Source organism: Rhodococcus shunpengi, from assembly GCF_048381395.1.
Lineage (GTDB): Bacteria > Actinomycetota > Actinomycetes > Mycobacteriales > Mycobacteriaceae > Rhodococcus.
Genome location: NZ_JBLWIU010000034.1, coordinates 443,790 through 462,837, shown reverse-complemented (window position 1 = coordinate 462,837; position 19,048 = coordinate 443,790). Strand labels below are relative to the sequence as shown.

18 protein-coding genes are annotated in these 19,048 nt (G+C 69.4%); 7 read left to right on the top strand and 11 right to left on the bottom strand.

The annotated features are described in order from the left end of the window. Positions 1 to 39: 39 nt before the first annotated feature. Together ACNJ7K_RS22430 and ACNJ7K_RS22425 are read right to left on the bottom strand one after the other, a co-directional pair. Complete coding sequence (locus tag ACNJ7K_RS22430; RefSeq protein ID WP_159418477.1) at positions 40 to 819, bottom strand: pirin family protein; 780 nt, start codon at positions 817 to 819, stop codon at positions 40 to 42. Then, complete coding sequence (locus ACNJ7K_RS22425) at positions 816 to 1,841, bottom strand: pirin family protein (protein ID WP_159418478.1); 1,026 nt, start codon at positions 1,839 to 1,841, stop codon at positions 816 to 818. Before ACNJ7K_RS22425 ends, ACNJ7K_RS22430 begins: the two co-directional genes overlap by 4 nt. 92 nt (positions 1,842 to 1,933) lie before the next feature. Here ACNJ7K_RS22425 and ACNJ7K_RS22420 point away from each other — a divergent pair, with 92 nt between their 5' ends. Both ACNJ7K_RS22420 and ACNJ7K_RS22415 read left to right on the top strand, forming a co-directional pair. Continuing rightward, positions 1,934 to 2,398 (top strand): MarR family winged helix-turn-helix transcriptional regulator, encoded by a 465-nt coding sequence (locus ACNJ7K_RS22420; RefSeq protein WP_159418479.1) that lies wholly within the window; start codon positions 1,934 to 1,936, stop codon positions 2,396 to 2,398. A 108-nt stretch (positions 2,399 to 2,506) separates the two neighbouring features. Beyond that, positions 2,507 to 2,950, top strand: coding sequence for an acyl-CoA thioesterase (locus ACNJ7K_RS22415; RefSeq protein WP_159418480.1), 444 nt, complete (start codon positions 2,507 to 2,509; stop codon positions 2,948 to 2,950). Positions 2,951 to 2,970: 20 nt separating this feature from the next. Here ACNJ7K_RS22415 and ACNJ7K_RS22410 read toward each other — a convergent pair whose 3' ends face one another. Continuing rightward, positions 2,971 to 3,999: an Rv2578c family radical SAM protein gene (locus ACNJ7K_RS22410; RefSeq protein ID WP_159418481.1), complete on the bottom strand. Its 1,029-nt coding sequence runs from the start codon at positions 3,997 to 3,999 to the stop codon at positions 2,971 to 2,973. Between the two features lie 198 nt (positions 4,000 to 4,197). Here ACNJ7K_RS22410 and ACNJ7K_RS22405 point away from each other — a divergent pair, with 198 nt between their 5' ends. Together ACNJ7K_RS22405 and ACNJ7K_RS22400 are read left to right on the top strand one after the other, a co-directional pair. Further along, positions 4,198 to 4,533, top strand: a complete 336-nt coding sequence (locus ACNJ7K_RS22405; RefSeq protein WP_159418482.1) for a type VII secretion target — start codon at positions 4,198 to 4,200, stop codon at positions 4,531 to 4,533. Beyond that, positions 4,533 to 5,750, top strand: a complete 1,218-nt coding sequence (locus tag ACNJ7K_RS22400; RefSeq protein WP_159418483.1) for a TrbL/VirB6 family protein — start codon at positions 4,533 to 4,535, stop codon at positions 5,748 to 5,750. The genes ACNJ7K_RS22405 and ACNJ7K_RS22400 overlap by 1 nt, the downstream gene beginning before the upstream one ends. Positions 5,751 to 5,775: 25 nt before the next feature. Here the strand turns inward: ACNJ7K_RS22400 and ACNJ7K_RS22395 are convergent, their stop codons facing one another. From ACNJ7K_RS22395 to ACNJ7K_RS22385, 3 genes are all read right to left on the bottom strand, one after another. Beyond that, positions 5,776 to 6,420: a hypothetical protein gene (locus ACNJ7K_RS22395; protein ID WP_487042202.1), complete on the bottom strand. Its 645-nt coding sequence runs from the start codon at positions 6,418 to 6,420 to the stop codon at positions 5,776 to 5,778. Next, a complete protein-coding gene (hisS, locus tag ACNJ7K_RS22390) occupies positions 6,407 to 7,681 on the bottom strand; it encodes a histidine--tRNA ligase (protein ID WP_060653189.1) in 1,275 nt (424 codons plus the stop codon). Before hisS ends, ACNJ7K_RS22395 begins: the two co-directional genes overlap by 14 nt. 105 nt (positions 7,682 to 7,786) lie before the next feature. Beyond that, positions 7,787 to 8,470, bottom strand: coding sequence for an MBL fold metallo-hydrolase (locus tag ACNJ7K_RS22385; protein WP_192378875.1), 684 nt, complete (start codon positions 8,468 to 8,470; stop codon positions 7,787 to 7,789). Positions 8,471 to 8,619: 149 nt separating this feature from the next. Here ACNJ7K_RS22385 and ACNJ7K_RS22380 point away from each other — a divergent pair, with 149 nt between their 5' ends. The 3 genes from ACNJ7K_RS22380 to ACNJ7K_RS22370 all read left to right on the top strand — a co-directional run bounded on the left by ACNJ7K_RS22380 (position 8,620) and on the right by ACNJ7K_RS22370 (position 11,285). Then, positions 8,620 to 9,495, top strand: coding sequence for a peptidylprolyl isomerase (locus ACNJ7K_RS22380; RefSeq protein WP_159418486.1), 876 nt, complete (start codon positions 8,620 to 8,622; stop codon positions 9,493 to 9,495). Then, positions 9,495 to 10,277: a peptidylprolyl isomerase gene (locus ACNJ7K_RS22375; protein ID WP_159418487.1), complete on the top strand. Its 783-nt coding sequence runs from the start codon at positions 9,495 to 9,497 to the stop codon at positions 10,275 to 10,277. The genes ACNJ7K_RS22380 and ACNJ7K_RS22375 overlap by 1 nt, the downstream gene beginning before the upstream one ends. A gap of 210 nt (positions 10,278 to 10,487) precedes the next feature. After that, positions 10,488 to 11,285, top strand: a complete 798-nt coding sequence (locus ACNJ7K_RS22370; protein ID WP_159418488.1) for a peptidylprolyl isomerase — start codon at positions 10,488 to 10,490, stop codon at positions 11,283 to 11,285. A gap of 33 nt (positions 11,286 to 11,318) precedes the next feature. On the opposite strand, the gene ACNJ7K_RS22365 is transcribed toward ACNJ7K_RS22370, so the two are convergent. The 5 genes from ACNJ7K_RS22365 to secD form a co-directional block, all read right to left on the bottom strand. Next, on the bottom strand, positions 11,319 to 13,631 hold the full coding sequence (locus tag ACNJ7K_RS22365; protein ID WP_016694930.1) for a RelA/SpoT family protein: 2,313 nt from the start codon (positions 13,629 to 13,631) through the stop codon (positions 11,319 to 11,321). 104 nt (positions 13,632 to 13,735) lie between these two features. Next, on the bottom strand, positions 13,736 to 14,293 hold the full coding sequence (locus ACNJ7K_RS22360) for an adenine phosphoribosyltransferase (RefSeq protein WP_159418489.1): 558 nt from the start codon (positions 14,291 to 14,293) through the stop codon (positions 13,736 to 13,738). After that, positions 14,290 to 16,041: an ABC transporter substrate-binding protein gene (locus ACNJ7K_RS22355; RefSeq protein ID WP_487042201.1), complete on the bottom strand. Its 1,752-nt coding sequence runs from the start codon at positions 16,039 to 16,041 to the stop codon at positions 14,290 to 14,292. The genes ACNJ7K_RS22360 and ACNJ7K_RS22355 overlap by 4 nt, the downstream gene beginning before the upstream one ends. Before the next feature lies 1 nt (position 16,042). Beyond that, positions 16,043 to 17,245 carry a protein translocase subunit SecF gene (secF, locus tag ACNJ7K_RS22350; RefSeq protein WP_225623778.1) on the bottom strand — a complete coding sequence of 401 codons (1,203 nt, stop codon included), beginning with the start codon at positions 17,243 to 17,245 and terminating at the stop codon, positions 16,043 to 16,045. Positions 17,246 to 17,247: 2 nt separating this feature from the next. After that, a complete protein-coding gene (secD, locus tag ACNJ7K_RS22345) occupies positions 17,248 to 19,044 on the bottom strand; it encodes a protein translocase subunit SecD (RefSeq protein WP_159418491.1) in 1,797 nt (598 codons plus the stop codon). Between the last annotated feature and the right edge of the window lie 4 nt (positions 19,045 to 19,048).

The window sequence follows — 19,048 nt, the reverse complement described above, 5'->3', positions numbered from 1 at the left end:
CCGCTTCCGGTCCGCCGGACCGGTCGGGAGTGTCGGTGTTCAGGAATGTCCGAGTGTGGCGTGCATCTCCCAGACGATGACCTCGGCACCGGTGGTTGTGGTGAGCTGTCGGCCACCACCTCCGGCGATCCGCACCGCGTCTCCTTCGGCGAGAGGTCCGGCTCCCTCGAGTGCGGCTTCGCCCCGGGCGACGAAGAGGTGCACGAAGGGTGCGTCCGGCAGCGTCACGGGGCGATCCGGACGCATCCGCGCGACGTGCATGGCGGCATATCTGTTGCGGATGCGGATGGCGGAATGGTCGGCGTAGGCATCCATTCCGGATGCGACCGGCACGAGTCCGCCGGAGAGCAGTTCGTCGTCGATCTCGAGTTGTTCGTATCCCGGCTCGATCCCGGCTTCGTCCGGCAGCACCCACATCTGCACGAACCGCACCGGTTCGTCGTGCTCGGCGGAATACGACGCGGTGGCACCGGGATAACGCCACGAGTCGTTCTTCTCGGAGTGGAGGATCCCGGAGCCCGCGCTCATGCGCTGCGCGAGACCCGGGTAGATCACCCCGGAATGCCCCGTCGAGTCCTGGTGCACGAGCGATCCGCGGAGCACCCAGGTGACGATCTCCATGTCGCGGTGCGGGTGGGTGTCGAAACCGCTTCCCGGACGGACGATGTCGTCGTTGTTGACCATCAGCATCCCGAAATGCGTGTTGTCGGGATCGTAGTGGTGGCCGAACGAGAAGGAGTGCCTCGAGTCGAGCCAGTCGATCTTCGTGTGGAGGCGGTCGTTCGCGCGGCGGACGTCGAGAATCGGTGCGGTGCTCATGCGGGGTCCTGTGTCGGGCAGTTCGGATCTGCGGTGGGTGGATTGCGGCGGGGGCGGATACGCGCCTGGGGCAGGGGCGGTGCCGGGAGACGCTCGATTTTGCCGGTGTAGCCGGAGACGCTGCCGAACCGATCGGACCCGCGTTCCCAGGCGTCCCGGTAGGCGACGATCTCGTCGTGGTCGCGGCCGACGAAGTTCCACCACATCACGATCTCCTCACCGAGGGGTGTTCCGCCGAGGAGGACGATACGTGCGGGTTCGTCGGTGGTGTTGGTCAGTTCGAGGGCCGGCACGCCGGTTCCGGTGTAGCCGAGCGCGGCACGTGTGAGCACGGTGCCGAACAGCGCGACCGTACCGGTGTCGACGAGCACCCCGTGCTCGAACGACGGGTCGACGTCGAGGGTGATGCTCGCCGCGGGGTCCAGGACGATCTCCGCGCCGAGCAGCGGGGTGTACGTCGTCACGGGCGACTCCTGGCCGGCGAGCGAACCGAGGAAGACCTTGACGTCGGCACCGGGCACCCGGACGATCGGCGGTACGTGGTGCTGGAAGTCGCGGGGCGCATCGCGATGTGCGTCGGGCAGGGCCACCCACAACTGCACGCCGTGCAGTGTCGTGGTCGCAGAGGTGGAGACCTCGGAGTGACAGATTCCGTGGCCTCCGGTCATGAGGTTCAACTCCCCCGGCCGGACCATCGCGTGCACGCCGTGACTGTCGCGGTGTTCGATCTCGCCGGTGAACAGCCACGACACCGTCTGCAGTCCGGTGTGGGGGTGCGGTGCGACGTCCATGCCACCGGTACGGGAGACGTCGTCGGGGCCGTAGTGGTCGACGAAGCACCACGCGCCGATCAGCGAACGCTGCCGTTGCGGAAGCGTGCGGCGCACGGGCATCGCCCGGGGGCCGCCGAGCGGGACCTCACGCGAGGTGATGATCTCCACGCGGGGGCGGAGCGGGTCGCGGATCGGGAGGTCCTCCGTCCGGCAGTGGATTTCCTCGGGACGGGTGTCGGTGTTGCTCATGTCGCTCGACTCCTCTCGGTGGTCCGTCGGTCGACCCGTCCAGTGTGTCACATTTGATTGCGTAGTCAACTAACGCGGGTACACTGGAGATCATGGGAGAAGCGAAGTGGCTCAGCGACGACGAACAGCGCCTGTGGCGCGCGTATCTGGATGCGACGCGCCTGCTGTTCCAGAATCTCGACAAGCAGCTGCTGCGGGACTCCGACATCTCCTTCACCGACTTCGAAATCCTGGTCCTGCTGTCCGAGGCACCCGACCGCCGGATGCGCATGCGCGACCTCGCGGACGCGAGCACCACGACCCGCAGTGGCATCACCCGCGCCGTCTCCCGCATGGAGAACGCGGGATGGGTGCGGCGCGTGGAGTGCGAATCCGACCGACGCGGCGCGTGGGCCGAACTCACGGACGTCGGCTACGCGAGACTCGCCGAGGCGGGCCCCGGCCACGTCGGGGCGGTCCGCGCGAACATGTTCGACCTGCTCTCTCCCGCCGACATCGCCCCCATGACCGAGGCCTTCGCTCGCATGCGCGATCGCATGATCGACGGCAGACGGTAGGCCTTCGCCCCGAGGCGAACTCCGTCCGCACCTCCGGAGCGGGGACGCCGGTGGATCACGGATATGTTGACCGGGTCACAGTCACGACCTCCGAAGGCGGTACCTCCCATGCGGTACGACCCGCGACGCACCTCGCTCGACCTGTATCCGCTGCAGCGCACGATCACGCCCCTGTTCGGCGACACCGACGCGCTCGGGCACATCAACAACGTCTCGATCGCCCGCTACTTCGAGCAGGCCCGCGTCCTCGTCATGGAGGCCGTGTCGTCGACCCTGGGCGGTAACCACCCCTTCGAGCGTGCGGTACTCGCGAAGATCGAGATCAACTTCCTGGCCGAGGTGTTCTATCCGCACGACATCGTCATCGCCACCGGTGTCCACCGCATCGGGACGTCGTCGGTGGTGATCGGCTCGGCCCTGTTCCAGCACGGCCGGTGCGTCGCACTCGCCGACTCGGTGGATGTCGGCACCGCCGCCGAAGGCGGATCACGACCGGTTCCCGAAGCATCGCGCGTGGCGTTCGAGAAGTTCCGGCTCGCCTACGGCGACTGACACGCCGCCCACGAACCGCCTCAGAACAAGGTGAGCGCCGCCTCGGGTTCGGGGGTGTGTTCGTCGGTGCGCAGCGCACCCTTCTCCTCGCGCCGAGCGGACGCCCGGACCCCGAGGCGGTGACGTTCGAGCAGGGGCGCGACCCGCTCGTCCAACCACTGCGAGTACTCCGGAGCAACGTAGGCGCCCCGTCCGTAGAGGCGGCGATAGCGTCGCATGAGGGCAGGATGCTCCTGCGCGAGCCACGACAGGAACCACCCGCGGGTCGAGCCGCGCAGGTGCAGCGGTATCGCGGTGACCCCCGACGCGCCGGCGGCGGCGAGGGAGCCGAACAGCGTGTCGAGGTGCTGTCGCGAGTCGGTGAGGAAGGGCAGCACCGGAGCGACCATGACGTGGCACGACAATCCGGCGTCGACGATCGCCTTCACGAGATCGAGACGGGCCTTCGGCGACGGCGTGCCCGGTTCGATGTGCGCGGCCAGTTCGGGATCGCCGATCGGGAGCGACACCGCGACCGAGACGTCGACCTGACCGGCCGCCAGCGACAGCAGCGGGAGATCGCGGCGCAGCAGCGTGCCCTTCGTGAGAATGGAGAAGGGGGTGCCGGATTCGGCGAACGCCCGGATGACTCCGGGCATCAGCCGGTAGCGCCCCTCTGCCCGTTGGTAGGGATCGGTGTTGGTACCGAGCGCCACGTGTTCCCGGGTCCAGGATCGTCGCGCGAGTTCGCGGCGCAGGACGGCGGCGACGTTGGTCTTGACGACCAGTTGCGAGTCGAAGTCGTGCCCGGCATCGAGATCGAGGTACTCGTGCGTGGGTCGGGCGAAGCAGTACCGGCAGGCATGGGTGCAGCCCCGGAAGGTGTTGACGGTGTACCGGAACGGCAACCGGGAGGCCTCCGGCGTCCTGTTCAGCGCGCTCTTGCACAGCACCTCGTGGAAGGTGACGCCCTCGAACTCCGGTGTGCGGACACTACGGACGAGGCCGGCCCGTTCGAGACCCGGCAGAGCTCCGTCGTCCGCATCCACAGTCTGACCCGCCCACCGCATGCCCTCCAGTCGAACATGTGTGCGATTCGCTGTCAACAGATCACTCGACAACGTGGCCGATCGGATGGAGCGCACTCGCTGTGCAACGAATACATCGGCGTTCCCACCGGTTCATCCACAGGTGGCCGAGGGCCCGGTGGCTCGCCCGGTGCGCTCGAGTTACAGTGCTCGCCACACTGATCTTCGATGGGGGGTTCGATGAGCGGTCTGTTTCCCGGTGCCGGAATCCGGGTGGTGCCCGACGGTATTCGAGCGTTCGGGGCCACAAATCTTCGTGCGGCCGAGCAAGTGGCGCAGGCGGGGACGTTCGATCTGCAGGCCAACATCTCCGCGTTGAGCCCGGCTCTGGGACTCATCGGCGGAGAGTTCCTCGCGGTGTTCGCCGCGGCCCAGTCCGAGCACACCCGTGCCGTCACGCAACTGTCGTGGGCCTACGCGTCCAACGGCATCGCAGCACACGAGGCGGCCACCGGTTACGAAACGACCGACACCGGAACGGCGTCGGCGCTGGCCGACGCTGCGGGAGGACTGTGATGCAGGGATCGGTCATCGACATCGCAACACCCGCCGCGTCACCGACCGTTCTCGACGCTCTCCGCGCGTCTCCGATCGGACCGGTCCTCGACGCACCGCTTCCGGTACTGCCGGAATCCGTTCTTCCCGAGCCGGGTCTGCCCGTCCTCGAGGCGAATTCGATCGTCGAGCTGCTCGAGTCGATCCCGGTACCGGTGCTGCCCGATCTCGAGACGATCGTGCGGCCGCTCACCGAACTCTGCTCGATGTTCGGCACCGGCATCCTCGACTCGCTCGATCCGTCGGCGATCCTGCAGCAGGGGTCGCGTCTGCTGGAGACCGCTACGATGCTCGGACGCAGTGCGCTGCACGCACTTCCGGAGTCGTGGGAGGGGGTGACGGCCGACGAGGCCGCAGGTCACGGTGTGCGCGCGCAGCAGTCCGCTCTCGAACTGGCCGACCGCGGCGACCGGATCGGCGACGTCACCCGCGCCGCCACGGCGACCGTCGAACGCGGCAACATCGAATTGACCGGCATCGCACAGTCGTTCGTGGCCACGGCGATGGCGGCCGCGCCCGCTCTCGCGACGCCGCCGGGCCAGGCCGCTCTGTTGGCGTCCGCCGCGCAGCATCTCCAGGCGGCACTGGCCGTCGTCGCGCGCACCCGGGGCGAGCTGACGGTCCACACCGCCGCGATGACAGCGCTGACCACGCCGATTCCCGTGCCCGCGCCGGTCGCCGTGGCCGGGGTGCAGGAGCTGCGCACGGTCGCCACGGCCGCGACCGATGTCGCGTCGAGTGTCGCAGCGCCGTTCACGGCCGCCGCGCACGCCGCGACCACTCCCACCGCCTACGCGGCGACCGTGCCCACCGCACACGCGGCGGTTCCGACCGTCGGCGCGGCGGTCGCGGGATCGGCCGGAACGGTGTCGGCCGGAGTGGTCACCGGTCACGGCACCGCGGGGGCCGCGCTCGGAACTGCGGGTGTGCCTGCCGCCGCACCGATCCCGACCGCGCCCGGCACGGGCGGCGGTGCGCCGGTCACGACCGGCGCGAGCGCGATGGGAAGGGCACCCTCGACCGGTGGGATGGTCCCCGCCGGCTCGGCCCGCGGATCCGACGACGAGGAGCACCGCTCCCCCACCCGTCTGCTGAGTGCCGCCGCGGAGGGCACCGAGGTCGTCGGCGAACTGCCGTTGGTCGTTCCCGCGGTGATCGGTTCGCACGACGAACGGTGAGCGCCGGCCGACGATCGACGGGCCGTCAGTCCACGAGCGAGGCGACCTCGTGGTCGGTCAGCGTCGTCTGCGGCACCCGGCCGGCGCCGCGCGCGAGTTCGATCGCCCGGTAGAGCGGGCGTTCACCGAGCGCGGCGTCGCGGGCCTCGGCCCGCAACTGTTCGACGAGCACCGACGAGATGGCCGCCGCCGGTGCGATCTCGCTGGTGGCGAGCGCATCGGCGAGCTTTCGCAGGGCCAGGACGTCGAGTTCGCGACCGCCGCCGTCGGTGTACAGGGCGAGCGGGACCGAGACGAGATTGTGCTCGCCGTCGTTGACGCGCACGACGGCCTGCGACACGCCACCCACCCGGACGATCAGTTCGACCCCTGCGAGTCGCGCGAGATCGACACTGCGCGACCGGAACGCCCCCGACAGCGTGACGACGGTGCCGCGCAGCAGTAGGTGCCGACGCGTCGCCAGGAACGCACCGACGGCCGGCGGCACCGCGAAGACGGCCCCGACGAGCAGCGCGACCCAGCCGGGCGCGACGATCCAGACGAGAACGCCGAGGACGACGCCGACGGCGAGTGCGAGCAGCGCGATCCTGCGGGCGCGTGGCCGGAGCAGCCGGGACGGGATCAGATCGAGCGGGACGGCGGCACCGTCCCGGTCGTCATGCGCCGGCAACGACCTCACCCACACGGGCGACGACGTCCGTGAGTGCAACGCTGTGCTGCTCGCCGTTGCGTAGATCCTTGACGACGATCTCGCCCGCCTCGAGTTCGCGGTCGCCGAGCACGAGGGCGACGACGGCACCGGACTTGTCGGCCGCCTTCATGGCGCCTTTGAGGCCGCGGCCACCGTAGGCGAGGTCGACGCGGACACCCGCGGCGCGCAGTTTGTGCGCGATGGGCACGAGCGCGGCCTTGGCCGCGTCGCCCATCGGTACCCCGTAGACCTCGCACCGCGCGGGACTGCCGGCGGTCTTGCCCTCGGCGGCGAGCGCGAGAACCGTGCGGTCGACGCCGATCCCGAATCCGATGCCCGAGAGCGGCTGGCCGCCGAGCTGTTCCATGAGCCCGTCGTAGCGGCCACCGCCACCGATGCCGGACTGGGCGCCGAGCCCGTCGTGGACGAACTCGAAGGTGGTCTTCGTGTAGTAGTCGAGGCCGCGCACCATGCGCGGATTGACGACGTACGGGACGCCGATCGCATCGAGGTGCGCGAGCACCTCGTCGAAGTGCGCGCGAGCGGTGTCCGAGAGATGGTCGAGCATCAGCGGTGCGTCGGCGGTCATCTCGCGGACCTCGGGGCGCTTGTCGTCGAGCACGCGCAGCGGGTTGATCTCGGCGCGGCGGCGCGTCTCCTCGTCGAGCGGGAGCGCGAACAGGAACTGCTGCAGCTTCTCCCGGTACTGCGGACGGCAGGTCTCGTCGCCGAGGGACGTGATCTCGAGGCGGAATCCGTCGAGTCCGAGCGACCGGAATCCTGCGTCGGCGACCGCGATGACCTCGGCGTCGAGCGCGGGATCGTCGATGCCGATCGCCTCCACGCCGACCTGCTGGAGCTGACGGTAGCGACCCGCCTGGGGGCGCTCGTAGCGGAAGAACGGCCCGGAATAGGACAGCTTCACGGGGAGCTGACCGCGGTCGAGGCCGTGCTCGATCACTGCGCGCATCACGCCCGCGGTGCCCTCGGGACGCAGCGTGACCGAGCGCTCACCGCGATCGGCGAAGGTGTACATCTCCTTCGTGACGACGTCGGTGGACTCGCCGACGCCGCGAGCGAACAGGCCGGTGTCCTCGAAGATGGGCAGCTCGACGTGCCCGTACCCCGCCAGGCGTGCGGCACGGGTCAGACCGTCCCGTACCGCCACGAACTCCGCCGACTGCGGGGGAACGTAATCGGGCACACCCTTCGGCGCCGAAAACGTGGAGGCCTTGCTCACTGGTACTGCCTTCTCTCGGGATTCTCTCGGTTGGTCACCGGACGGATCGCGGTGTTCGTGCGTCGGTATCGATGCGCCGGCGTTCGTGCGTCGGTGTTCGTGCCGTCAGCGGGATTCTGCCAGGCCGGAGAGGAAGGGATTCGACACCCGTTCCTGCCCGATTGTGCTCGCCCCGCCGTGTCCGGGGAGGATGTTGGTGCCGTCGTCGAGCACGAGCAGCTTGCGCGCGATCGAGTCGAGCAGTTGCGCGTGGTCGCCGCCGGGCAGGTCGGTGCGGCCGATCGATCCCTGGAACAGGGTGTCGCCGGTCAGCGCGACGTTCAGGACGGCCCCGTCGGGCGTGGTGGTGCGGGTGCGCAGGACGACCGAGCCGCGGGTGTGCCCGGGCGTGTGGTCGACGACGAACTCGATTCCGGCGTGTTCGATCTCGTCCCCGTCGGCGAACTCCACGACCTGCTGCGGTTCGACGAACTCGACGCCGTCGAGGAAGGGCGCAAGGCTCGACCCCATGCCCTGCAGCGGATCGGTGAGCATCATCCGGTCGTCCGGATGGATGTAGACGGGGATCCCGTACCGGTCGGCCACCGGCTGCGCCGACCACATGTGGTCGAGGTGACCGTGCGTGAGCAGCACCGCGCGGGGCGTGAGATCGGATCCGGTGAGGAACTCCACGAGCGGCTCGGCGGCGTCCTGGCCGGGATCGACGACGACGCACTCCTTCGCGTTGTCCTGCGCGAGGATGTAGCAGTTGGTCTGGAACATCCCGGCAGGGAATCCGGTCACGAGCACGAGCATCGCTCCTACGGGTGGAAGCCTTCGAGGTCTCCTACAGACTATGCGTTGCGCCCTGCCCGCGGGTTGCCGGTCCCGGGTGGCAGACTCGGGTCTGCTTCGAAGTCGGTTGGACCACATCGATCGTTCACGGGAGGACTACTGCAGTGCCGAGCAACGCACAACGGCGCCAGGCCGCGAAACGCAAACTCGAACGGCAGCTCGAGCGTCGAGCCGAACGCGAGCGCAAGCGGCGCCGCATGACGATCGCGCTGTCCGCGCTCGGAGTGATCGTGGTCGTCGGCGCCGGTGTTGCTCTGTGGGCGGTCAACCGGGGCGACGACACGGCCACCGAGGCGGCGTCGAACGACACCTCCGGTTCGGAAATGGAGTATGCCGCGCTCCCCGAGGGCCGGTCCGAGCCGTTGCCCGAGACGGTGAGCTGCTCCTACCCCGCGGACGGCCGCGAACCGTCGAAGCCGGCAGAGCCGCCGCGCACCGAAGGCATCCGCACCACCGGCGAGGGCAACACGGACATCAGCGTCAGCGTGGAGACGAGCCAGGGGAACATCGGCCTGATCCTGCACAACGACGATTCGCCGTGCACCGTCAACAGCTTCCTGTCGCTGGCCTCGCAGAACTTCTTCGACGAGACGGTCTGCCATCGGCTGACCACCTCGCCGTCCCTGCAGGTCCTGCAGTGCGGCGACCCGTCGGGTAGCGGGTCGGGCGGTCCGGGATACCAGTTCGCGAACGAGTTCCCGACCGACCAGTTCGCCGCCGACGATCCCGCGGCACAGGAACCGATGACCTATCCGCGCGGCACGCTCGCGATGGCCAACGCCGGCCCGGACACCAACGGCAGCCAGTTCTTCCTGGTGTACGGCGATTCGGTGCTGCCGCCGCAGTACACCGTCTTCGGCACGATCGACGAGACCGGTCTCGCGACCCTCGACAAGATCGCCGCGGCCGGGGTCTCAGGCGGAGCCGCCGACGGTGCCCCCGCGCTGGAGACCACCCTCACGTCGGTCAGGATGGACTGATGATCCGATTGCGCACCACCCTCGCCGCCGGCGCCGGGCTGGCACTCCTGCTCACGGGATGCTCCGACGACACGTCCACCGACAGCGCCGCGACCTCCTCGGCACCCGCGTCCGTCGCCGACCGGGAGTCCCCCGCCTACACGGGCGAACTGCCGGAGCGCCCCGCCGGTGGCGATCCCGTCTCGTGCACCTACAACGCCTCGGGTGACGCCGCGCGCGACGTGACCGCCCCGTCCGCGGACGACGTCTCCGCCACCGGCACCACCGCCGCGCAGATCACCACCAGCGTCGGCGTGATCGGCGTGGAGCTCGACCGGGCCGCGGCCCCGTGCACGGTCAACAGCTTCGTGTCCCTCGCCGAGCAGGGCTACTTCGACGACACGCCCTGCCACCGGCTGGTGACCTCGCCGGGTCTGCAGGTGCTGCAGTGCGGCGACCCGACGGGCACCGGCACGGGCGGGCCGGGCTACGGCTTCGACACCGAGTACCCGGAGAACGTGTACGCCCCCGGCGACGCCCAGCTGCGCCAGCCGGTGATCTACCCGCGCGGCACGGTCGCGATGGCCAACACCGGCCGGCCCGGCAGCAACGGCAGCCAGTTCTTCCTGGTCTACGAGGATTCGCAGCTTCCCCCCACCTACACGGCCTTCGGGACGGTCGACGAAGCCGGACTCGCCGTGATCGAGGAGGTCGCAGCAGAGGGCGACGACGGATCGATGGCGGCCGGCGGCGGTGCCCCCAACCGCGCGGTGCAGATCGAGTCGGTGACCGTCGGGTCCTGACACACGCCTGCGCGCACAACGCACGGACGTCCCGCCCCGGATTTCGGGGCGGGACGTCGCATTTTCAGAGCTCCGAAGGCGTGGATGCTGCCGTCCGGTGCGAAATCCGCCGGCCCCATCACCTCACGGGGTGATCTCGGGGGTGATTGTTCACCGATCCGCACTCGGCACCTATCGGTTCGTGCAGGGTTCCGATAGCGTCCCGATTCTGTGATCCACACCACCGAGCGGCGGTTCGCGTCCCGGCTCCGCACCGTTGTTCCACTCTGTCTCGTCGCCGTCGCAGCGTTGCTCGCCGGTTGTGCGCAGGACGCCGGTTCCGCGACCACGAAGGTCACCGAGGCCGCACAGCCACGGTCGGCTCCCCCGCGCGATCTGTCCATCTATCGCGGACTCCCCGAGGTCCCGGCCCCACCGGCACCGACCGTGACGTGCGAGTACGTCGACAAGGGTGGTGCTCGTCCCCCGTCGACCGCATCGACCGTGGGCATCGTCGACCTCACCCTCGAGACGTCGATCGGGGCGATCCCGCTCGTGCTCGACCGGGCCCAGGCGCCGTGCACGGTCAACAGCTTCGTCGATCTCGCGCGTCGCGGATTCTACGACGGCACGTCCTGCCACCGTCTCGCAACCGATCCGGGCGGTGAGCTCTACCAGTGCGGCGACCCGACCGGCACGGGATCCGGCGGTCCCGGCTACACCTTCGCGGACGAGTATCCGGTGCCCCAGTTCGATGCGGAGGCGGCGACGTCCTATCTCCCGCCGGCGGTGCTGTATCCGCGCGGCACGATCGCGATGGCCAATGCCGGGGTGGAGAACAGCAACGGCAGCCAGTTCTTCCTGCTGCTCGGAGATTCGCTGTTGCGACCGGACTTCACGGCCTTCGGCCGCATCGCCGATGCCGGGATGCCGGTGCTCGACGCGGCCGCCGCGAACGGACACGACGGTTCCAGCCCGCTCGGGGGTGGCGTACCCACGACGCCCGTCGTGATCGGAGCCGTACGGTGACGCAGCGACGTGAACGGGGCCGATCGGGGGCGATCAGGCAGCCGAGGTCACCCGGTAGACGTCGTAGACGCCCTCGACGTTGCGGACGACGTTGAGCACGTGTCCGAGATGCTTCGGATCGCCCATCTCGAAGGTGAACCGGCTCACCGCGACCCGGTCGCCCGTGGTCGTCACCGAGGCCGACAGGATGTTGACCTTCTCGTCGGCGAGCGCCTTCGTGACGTCCGACAGCAGGCGGTGCCGATCGAGGGCCTCGATCTGGATCGCGACGAGGAAGACCGACGACGGCGAGGGCGCCCACTGCACCTCGATGATGCGCTCCGACTGCTCCCGCAGCGACCCGGCGTTGGTGCAGTCGGTGCGGTGCACGCTCACCGCTCCGGTGCGGGTCACGAAGCCCATGATCTCGTCGCCGGGGACGGGCGTGCAGCACTTGGCGAGCTTCGAGACCGTACCCGGTGCGCCCGGCACGAGGACACCGGAGTCGCCGCTGTGCCGCGAGCGAGTGGGGATGGTCGACGGGGTCGACCGCTCGGCCAGCTCCTCCTCGACACCACCGACCCCGCCGAGCAGCGCGACCAGCCGTTGCACGACGTGGTGCGCCGAGACGTGGTGCTCACCGACGGCGGTGTACAGCGCCGAGACGTCGGCGTAGCGCAGTTCCTTGGCGACCGCGACCATCAGGTCGGCGTTCATCAGGCGCTGCAGCGGCAGACCGACGCGACGGACCTCCTTCGCGATGGCGTCCTTGCCGGATTCGAGGGCCTCCTCGCGACGTTCCTTGGCGAACCACTGCCGGATCTTCGCCTTGGCGCGGGGTGAGACGACGAACGACTGCCAGTCGCGGCTCGGGCCGGCGTTCGGGTCCTTGGAGGTGAAGACCTCCACGACCTCGCCGTTCTCGAGCTTGCGTTCGAGGGCGACGAGTCGGCCGTTGACGCGGGCTCCGATGCAGCGGTGCCCGACCTCGGTGTGCACGGCGTACGCGAAGTCCACGGGCGTCGAGCCGGAGGGCAGGGTGATCACGTCGCCCTTGGGCGTGAAGACGAAGATCTCCTTGACCGCCAGGTCGTAGCGGAGCGATTCGAGGAACTCCCCCGGGTCGGCCGCTTCCCGCTGCCAGTCGAGGAGCTGCCGCATCCAGGCCATGTCGTCGAGCTCGGCGACATCACCCGAGTGGCGTCCCTTGGTCTCCTTGTACCGCCAGTGCGCGGCGATGCCGAACTCGGCGGTGCGGTGCATCTCGTGCGTGCGGATCTGCACCTCGAGCGGCTTGCCCTCGGGACCGATGACGGTGGTGTGCAGCGACTGGTAGACGCCGTAGCGGGGCTGCGCGATGTAGTCCTTGAACCGTCCCGCCATGGGCTGCCACAGCGAGTGCACGACACCGACGGCCGCGTAGCAGTCGCGGATCTCGTTGCACAGGATGCGGACGCCGACCAGGTCGTGGATGTCGTCGAAGTCGCGGCCCTTGACGATCATCTTCTGGTAGATCGACCAGTAGTGCTTGGGCCGGCCCTCGACGACCGCGTCGATCCGCGACGCCGCGAGTGTCCGCCCGATCTCGTCGCGGACGGTGGCCAGATAGGTGTCGCGCGACGGCGCGCGGGTCGCGACGAGCCGGACGATCTCCTCGTACTTCTTCGGATGGAGGATCGCGAAGGCGAGGTCCTCGAGCTCCCACTTGACCGTCGCCATCCCGAGGCGATGGGCCAGCGGGGCGATGACCTCGAGGGTTTCGCGTGCCTTGCGGGCCTGCTTCTCGGGAGGCAGGAAGCGCATGGTCCGCATGTTGTGCAGGCGGTCGGCGACCTTGATGACGAGCACCCGGGGGTCGCGCGCCATCGCGATGATCATCTTGCGGATGGTCTCGCCCTCGGCGGCCGAGCCGAGCACGACCTTGTCGAGTTTGGTGACGCCGTCGACGAGGTGCGCGACCTCTTCACCGAACTCGGCGGTGAGCTGCTCGAGCGTGTACCCGGTGTCCTCGACGGTGTCGTGGAGCAGTGCCGCGACGAGGGTCGTGGTATCCATGCCGAGTTCGGCGAGGATCGTCGCGACCGCCAGCGGGTGGGTGATGTACGGATCGCCGGACTTGCGCTTCTGGCTGGCGTGCCGTTCCTCGGCGACGTCGTACGCGCGCTGCAGCTGCGAGAGGTCGGCCTTGGGATACAGCTCACGGTGGATGGTGACCAGCGGCTCGAGGACCGGCTTGAGGCTCGTGCCCCGCTGACCGGTGATGCGTCGCGCCAGGCGGGCGCGTACCCGCCTCGACGCGGAGGTCGATGCCGGTGTGGGGGTCGGGTTCTGACCGGAATTGTGGGACCGATCGAGATTCTGGGTCATGCCTCCACCTCCCGTCGCGGCTGCGAACCCGGTTCGTCACCGATGCGCATGTCCGGACCGTACGGGTCCGGCGGGTTCACCGGCACCTGTGGCAACTCTATCTCTCAGATCCGCACGAGAGACGTGAGCGGGTACTTCTGCAGTCGCACCCGGCCGCCGAGGGCTTCGATCTCGGTGACGACGGTGATCCCGACGACCTCGGCGCCGACGCGTTCGAGCAGTTCGACGGTCGCGGCGAGAGTTCCGCCGGTCGCGAGGACGTCGTCGACGACGAGCACCTTGCGGCCCTGGAGGGCCATCCAGTCGCCCGGGATCTCGATCGCAGCGGTGCCGTATTCGAGGCTGTATTCACAGGTCTGGACGGGCGGCGGGAGTTTGCCCGCCTTGCGGACGGCGAGCACGCCCACCCCGAGGGTGCGGGCGATGCCGCCGCCGAGGAGGAAGCCGCGCGCATCGATACCGGCGACGAGTTCGGCGTCGGGAGCCGCGGAAGCCAACGCCGCGATCACGGCCGAGAAGGACGGTCCGTCGGCGAAGACGGGCGTCAGGTCGGCGAAACGGACACCCGCGGTCGGGAAGTCGTCGACCCATCGGGTGTGTTCGGCGACGGCCCCGGCAGCTTCCTCGACGAGCCGCGGGTCGCCGATCCGTTGAGCGTTCATCCTCTGAGTATCCACCGGTCCATGTTCCAGCCCGCACCCGCGGTCGTCGGGTTGGGCACCCCGGCATGCATTCCCGCCGCGAACCCGATCGTGCGGGGCTGCGCGAACAGGGGCAGGGTGGGGACGTCGCCCCACAGGATGCGTTCGGCCTCGGTCGCGAGTCCCGCGATGGCCGCGTTGTCCTTCGCCACGAGCAGACCGTCGAGCAGTTCGTCGACGCGGCCGATCGAATAGCCGCCGACATTGCTGCCGGCGCCGGAGTGCAGTGCGTCGCGGGCGTGCTCCATGTCGGCGGCGCCACCGGCACCGGCCGCCGTGGCCGTCCCGACGAGGATCGCGTCGACCTCCCCCGCCGTCAGTTGCGACGGCGTGAAGCTGTCGGAGCCGGCGTCGACGATCTCGATGCCCGCCTCGCGGCAGGACTCGCCGATCAGCTCGACGGTGCGCGCGCGGCGCTCGTCCGGTCCGAGATAGCCGATGCGGACCTGCATGCGGTCCTGACCGGAGGCCTCACGTTCGGAACGCGCGGCGTCGATGTCGACCTCGGCGTAGCGTTCGGCGGTCGGCACGGTCTGCGGGTACAGCGGTGAGTCGGGAGCCAGGAGCCGCGAGGTGATCGGGCCCGTGACACCGTTCGACTCGTCGGATGCGCCGAGCTCGTCGAACAGCTGTGTGCGAGGCGTGCACAGGGCGACGGCGCGGCGCGCCCCCGGGTCCTGGAAGACACCGCTCGTGGCGAACACCAGTTGTTCGAGGTTGCGTGAGACGACGGTGGAGACGTCGGCGCCGTCCCCGAGGTTGCTGTGACCGACGGATCCCTCGGCCACGTCGACGACGTGGATGCGGCCGTCCTCCGCGGCCGCGGACGTGTCGGTGCCGCGCGGCCAGACGACGATGCGGTCGGTGCCCGGGGCGTTCCCCCACCACCGCTCGTTCGCGACGAGCGTCAGACCGTCCTCGGCGGTGTACGACTCGATGCGGTACGGGCCCGCGGACGGGAACAGCGCCGGATCGATCTCACCCGGAGTGAGGCTCCAGCCGGTGTTCCAGAACTCCGCGATGCGCCGGACGGCGTCGGTGTCGTTCGCCGTGATCGCTCCGACCAGGTCGGACACACCCGACCGTCCTGCCGCCACGTGGGCCGGCATCAGCTCGGTGGCCCCGAACAGCGCCTTCCAGTTCGTGTCCTCGCGACCGGGCCGGAAGACGACGGTGGCCTCCTTCGAGCCGGGCCGACAGTCGACCCGGTCGATGTCGGCGTAACCACCGCGATGGGCGGCGTCGAACAGCGGGACCTGCTCGCCGGACTCGTCGGGAGCGGTGAAGCGTCCGCTCGACGCGGCCCAGGCCAGGACGAGGTCGTCGCAGGACATGGGCACACCGTCGGAGTAGACCGCATTCGGCGACAGGCGGTACTGCACGGTGAGCCCCTCACCGGGCACGACCGAGGCGGTGCCGATGTCGGTGTCCGCGATCACCCGGCCCGACGGACCGACGTAGCCGAAGCCCGGCAGCACCCGGGCGAACGCCTGGCGCGCGCCCGAGGCCGCACCGTCGACGGTGTTGGCGTTGTAGGTCGTCACCGTGTTGTCGATCGCGTACCCGATCGAGTGCACCGGTTCCTCGTCCGTGCCGCACGCGACGGTGGAGAACGCGAGTGTCGAGGCCACCGCCGCGCACGCGAGGAGCGTGCCGCGGCGCCTCGGCGACCGCGTCGTCGTCGGGTCGTTCCGCTCGCTCACCGCCATGTCAGGACCTTCTCTTGCCGCGCTTTCCGGTGGGTCGTGCCCCTGGGGCGGGGCCGCGACGGACCGTCGCCCGGTCGGGCAGGGATCCGGCGTCCTGCACCGTCGGCACCACCTTCGCGTCGACCGCGTCGGCCGACTGCGATCCGGCCGTCGTCCCGGTCTTCGCCGCGCGGGCGGCGGCCTCCTCCCGCTTGGCGAGCACCTTGCGGGTGTGCTTCGCGACCGGACCACGCCATTCCTCGAGCGTAACCAGCAACGGGGTCGCGAAGAAGATCGACGAGAAGGTACCGACGACGATGCCGACCAACTGGACGAGGGCGAGGTCCTTGAGCGTGCCCACACCGAGGAGCCACACCGCGATGACCATCAGCGCCAGCACCGGCAACACCGAGATGATCGTGGTGTTGATCGAGCGCATGAGCGTCTGGTTGACGGCGAGGTTGGCCTGCTCGGCGTAGGTGCGACGATGCAGGTGCAGGATGCCGCGGGTGTTCTCCTCGACCTTGTCGAAGACGACGACCGTGTCGTAGAGCGAGAAACCGAGGATCGTGAGCAGACCGATGACGGTCGCAGGGCTGACTTCGAATCCGACGAGGGCGTAGACACCTGCTGTCACGATGATGTCGAAGAACAGGGCGGCGATCGCTGCGATCGCCATGTTCCGCTGGTATCGGATCGTGATGTAGATGCTGACGATGACGAGGAAGACCACCAGCGCGATGAGCGCCTTGTTGGTGATCTGGCTTCCCCACGTCTCGCTGACGTCGGCGACGCTGATCGAGTTGCGGGACGGCTCTCCGTCCGGCCCGGCGGGCCGGAACTCCTCGAACAGCGCGGTCTGCAGCTCCGCGACCTGATCGCCGTCGAGGGTCTCCGACCGGATCTGGACGGTCGCTCCGTCGCCGGCGCCGACGGTCTGCACCGCTTCGGGTTCGAAGCCGATGGTGTCGCTGAAGACGGTCTCGACGTCCTCGACGGAGACGCCCGGCACGGCCGGCATCTGGATGCGGGTGCCGCCCTCGAAGTCGATACCCCAGCTGAATCCGCGCAGCAGCATGCTGAGCAGGGCGATCAGCACGATCACCGCGGTGACGATGTACCACCGCTTGCGGCGTCCGACGATCTCGAAGGCGCCCGTGCCGGTGTACAGACGGGACAGGCGGCTGTGCTGCGGCGCGGCCGTCGTCGTGGTCGTGTCGGTCATCGTCACGCCTCCTTCGCAGCGGTCGCGGCGACGAGACGACGCTCGTCGGCCACCTGCTGGATCGCGCCCAGACCGTTCACGCTCGGCTTGGACCAGAACTTCGACTTCGAGGCCAGGAACACCAGCGGCCAGGTCACCAGGAACACGACGACGACGTCGAGGATCGTGGTGAGGCCGAGGGTGAACGCGAAGCCGCGGACCTGACCGACGGCCAGGACGTAGAGCACGGCGGCGGCGATGAAGCTGACCGCGTTACCGGACAGGATCGTCCGGCGGGCACGGGCCCAACCGCGCGGCACCGCGGAACGGAAACTCCGCCCCTCACGGATCTCGTCCTTGATCCGTTCGAAGAACACGACGAACGAGTCGGCGGTCATGCCGATACCGATGATGAGACCGGCGACGCCGGCGAGGTCGAGCGTGAACCCGATGTATCTGCCGAGCAGCACCATGACCGCGTAGACCGCCAGGCCCGACAGGACGAGCGACAGTGCGGTGAGCAGTCCGAGCATCCGGTAGTAGGCGAGGCAGAAGAGCAGCACGAGGGCCAGGCCCACCGCACCGGCGATCAGGCCGGCTTCGAGCGAGGCCAGACCCAGTGTCGCGGAGACGGTCTCGGCTTCGGACGCCACGAACGACAGCGGCAGCGAGCCGTACTTGAGGGTGTTCGCGAGCTCGGCGGCCTGCGTGTTCGTGAATTGGCCGGTGATCGAGGTTGCACTGCCGGCGGGCGTCGCCCCCTGGATCACGGGGGCACTGACGACCTTCGAGTCGAGCACGAAGGCGGCCTGCTGACCGATGTTCGCGGCCGTGAACTGCGCCCAGGTGTTGCTGCCCTCGCTGTCGAAGGTCAGGCTGACCTCGTAGCGCGACTGCTGCTGGTTGAAGCCGGAGGTCGCGTCGTCGATCTGCTGGCCGTCGATGATGCTCGGGCCGAGCAGGTAGATCGCGGTACCGTCCGTGGAGCACGCGACGAGCGGAAGCGCCGGATCGTCGTTGCCCGCGAGCGGGTCGGCGGCGGAGCAGTCGAGCGCGAGAGCCGCGGCCTGCTGCACCGCGGGGTCCTCGCTCTGACGGGTGGCCTTGGCCGCCGCGATGTCGGCGGCCGCCTGTTCCTGCGGCGTGAGCGAGCCGTCGTTCTCGGGAGCCTCGGGGGCTCCGGTGGGCTCGGCCGGAGCCTGGGGCGCCTCGGCGGGGGCCTCGGGCGTCTCGGCCGGTGCCGGGGCATCGGTGGGCGCGGTGGGATCCTGCGCCGGGAACGGACGTCCCTGCGGTTCGGGTGCGTCGGCGGGCGGAGCCTCGTCGGCCGGGGCGGGTTCGCCGGGAGCCGGTTCTGCGGGGGCAGGTTCTGCGGGCAGCTCGCCCTCGGGCGTACCGGCGCCGGGCTGCTCGGCGAGATCCTCGGCGGTCATGTTCGCGTCGATCGGTCCCCCGATCACCGGCCTGATGTACAGACGGGCGGTCTGGCCCAGCGTCCTGGCCTGGGCGCTGTCCTCACCCGGGACGGTGATCACGAGGTTGTCGCCCTCGACGATCACTTCCGAACCCGACACACCGAGCCCGTTGACGCGGGTCTCGATGATCTGCTGGGCCTGGCGGAGGCTGTCCGGACTCGGGCTGCTCCCGTCGGGGGTTCGCGCGGTGAGGGTGACACGGGTGCCACCCTGCAGGTCGATGCCCAGCTTCGGGGTGGGCGACTTGTCCCCGGTGAAGAAGACCAGTGCATACAACGCGGCGAGAATCACCCCGAACAGGGCGAGAGCGCGCACGGGATGCACCGATCCGTTGGAAGGTGCCACGGTC

What these genes read in the sequence shown, in the direction of transcription:
- ACNJ7K_RS22430 (WP_159418477.1), bottom strand. Translation starts at nt 819, where the DNA reads ATGAGCACCGCACCGATTCTCGACGTCCGCCGCGCGAACGACCGCCTC.
- ACNJ7K_RS22425 (WP_159418478.1), bottom strand. Translation starts at nt 1,841, where the DNA reads ATGAGCAACACCGACACCCGTCCCGAGGAAATCCACTGCCGGACGGAG.
- ACNJ7K_RS22420 (WP_159418479.1), top strand. Translation starts at nt 1,934, where the DNA reads ATGGGAGAAGCGAAGTGGCTCAGCGACGACGAACAGCGCCTGTGGCGC.
- ACNJ7K_RS22415 (WP_159418480.1), top strand. Translation starts at nt 2,507, where the DNA reads ATGCGGTACGACCCGCGACGCACCTCGCTCGACCTGTATCCGCTGCAG.
- ACNJ7K_RS22410 (WP_159418481.1), bottom strand. Translation starts at nt 3,999, where the DNA reads ATGCGGTGGGCGGGTCAGACTGTGGATGCGGACGACGGAGCTCTGCCG.
- ACNJ7K_RS22405 (WP_159418482.1), top strand. Translation starts at nt 4,198, where the DNA reads ATGAGCGGTCTGTTTCCCGGTGCCGGAATCCGGGTGGTGCCCGACGGT.
- ACNJ7K_RS22400 (WP_159418483.1), top strand. Translation starts at nt 4,533, where the DNA reads ATGCAGGGATCGGTCATCGACATCGCAACACCCGCCGCGTCACCGACC.
- ACNJ7K_RS22375 (WP_159418487.1), top strand. Translation starts at nt 9,495, where the DNA reads ATGATCCGATTGCGCACCACCCTCGCCGCCGGCGCCGGGCTGGCACTC.
- ACNJ7K_RS22365 (WP_016694930.1), bottom strand. Translation starts at nt 13,631, where the DNA reads ATGACCCAGAATCTCGATCGGTCCCACAATTCCGGTCAGAACCCGACC.
- ACNJ7K_RS22360 (WP_159418489.1), bottom strand. Translation starts at nt 14,293, where the DNA reads ATGAACGCTCAACGGATCGGCGACCCGCGGCTCGTCGAGGAAGCTGCC.
- ACNJ7K_RS22355 (WP_487042201.1), bottom strand. Translation starts at nt 16,041, where the DNA reads ATGGCGGTGAGCGAGCGGAACGACCCGACGACGACGCGGTCGCCGAGG.
- secF (WP_225623778.1), bottom strand. Translation starts at nt 17,245, where the DNA reads ATGACCGACACGACCACGACGACGGCCGCGCCGCAGCACAGCCGCCTG.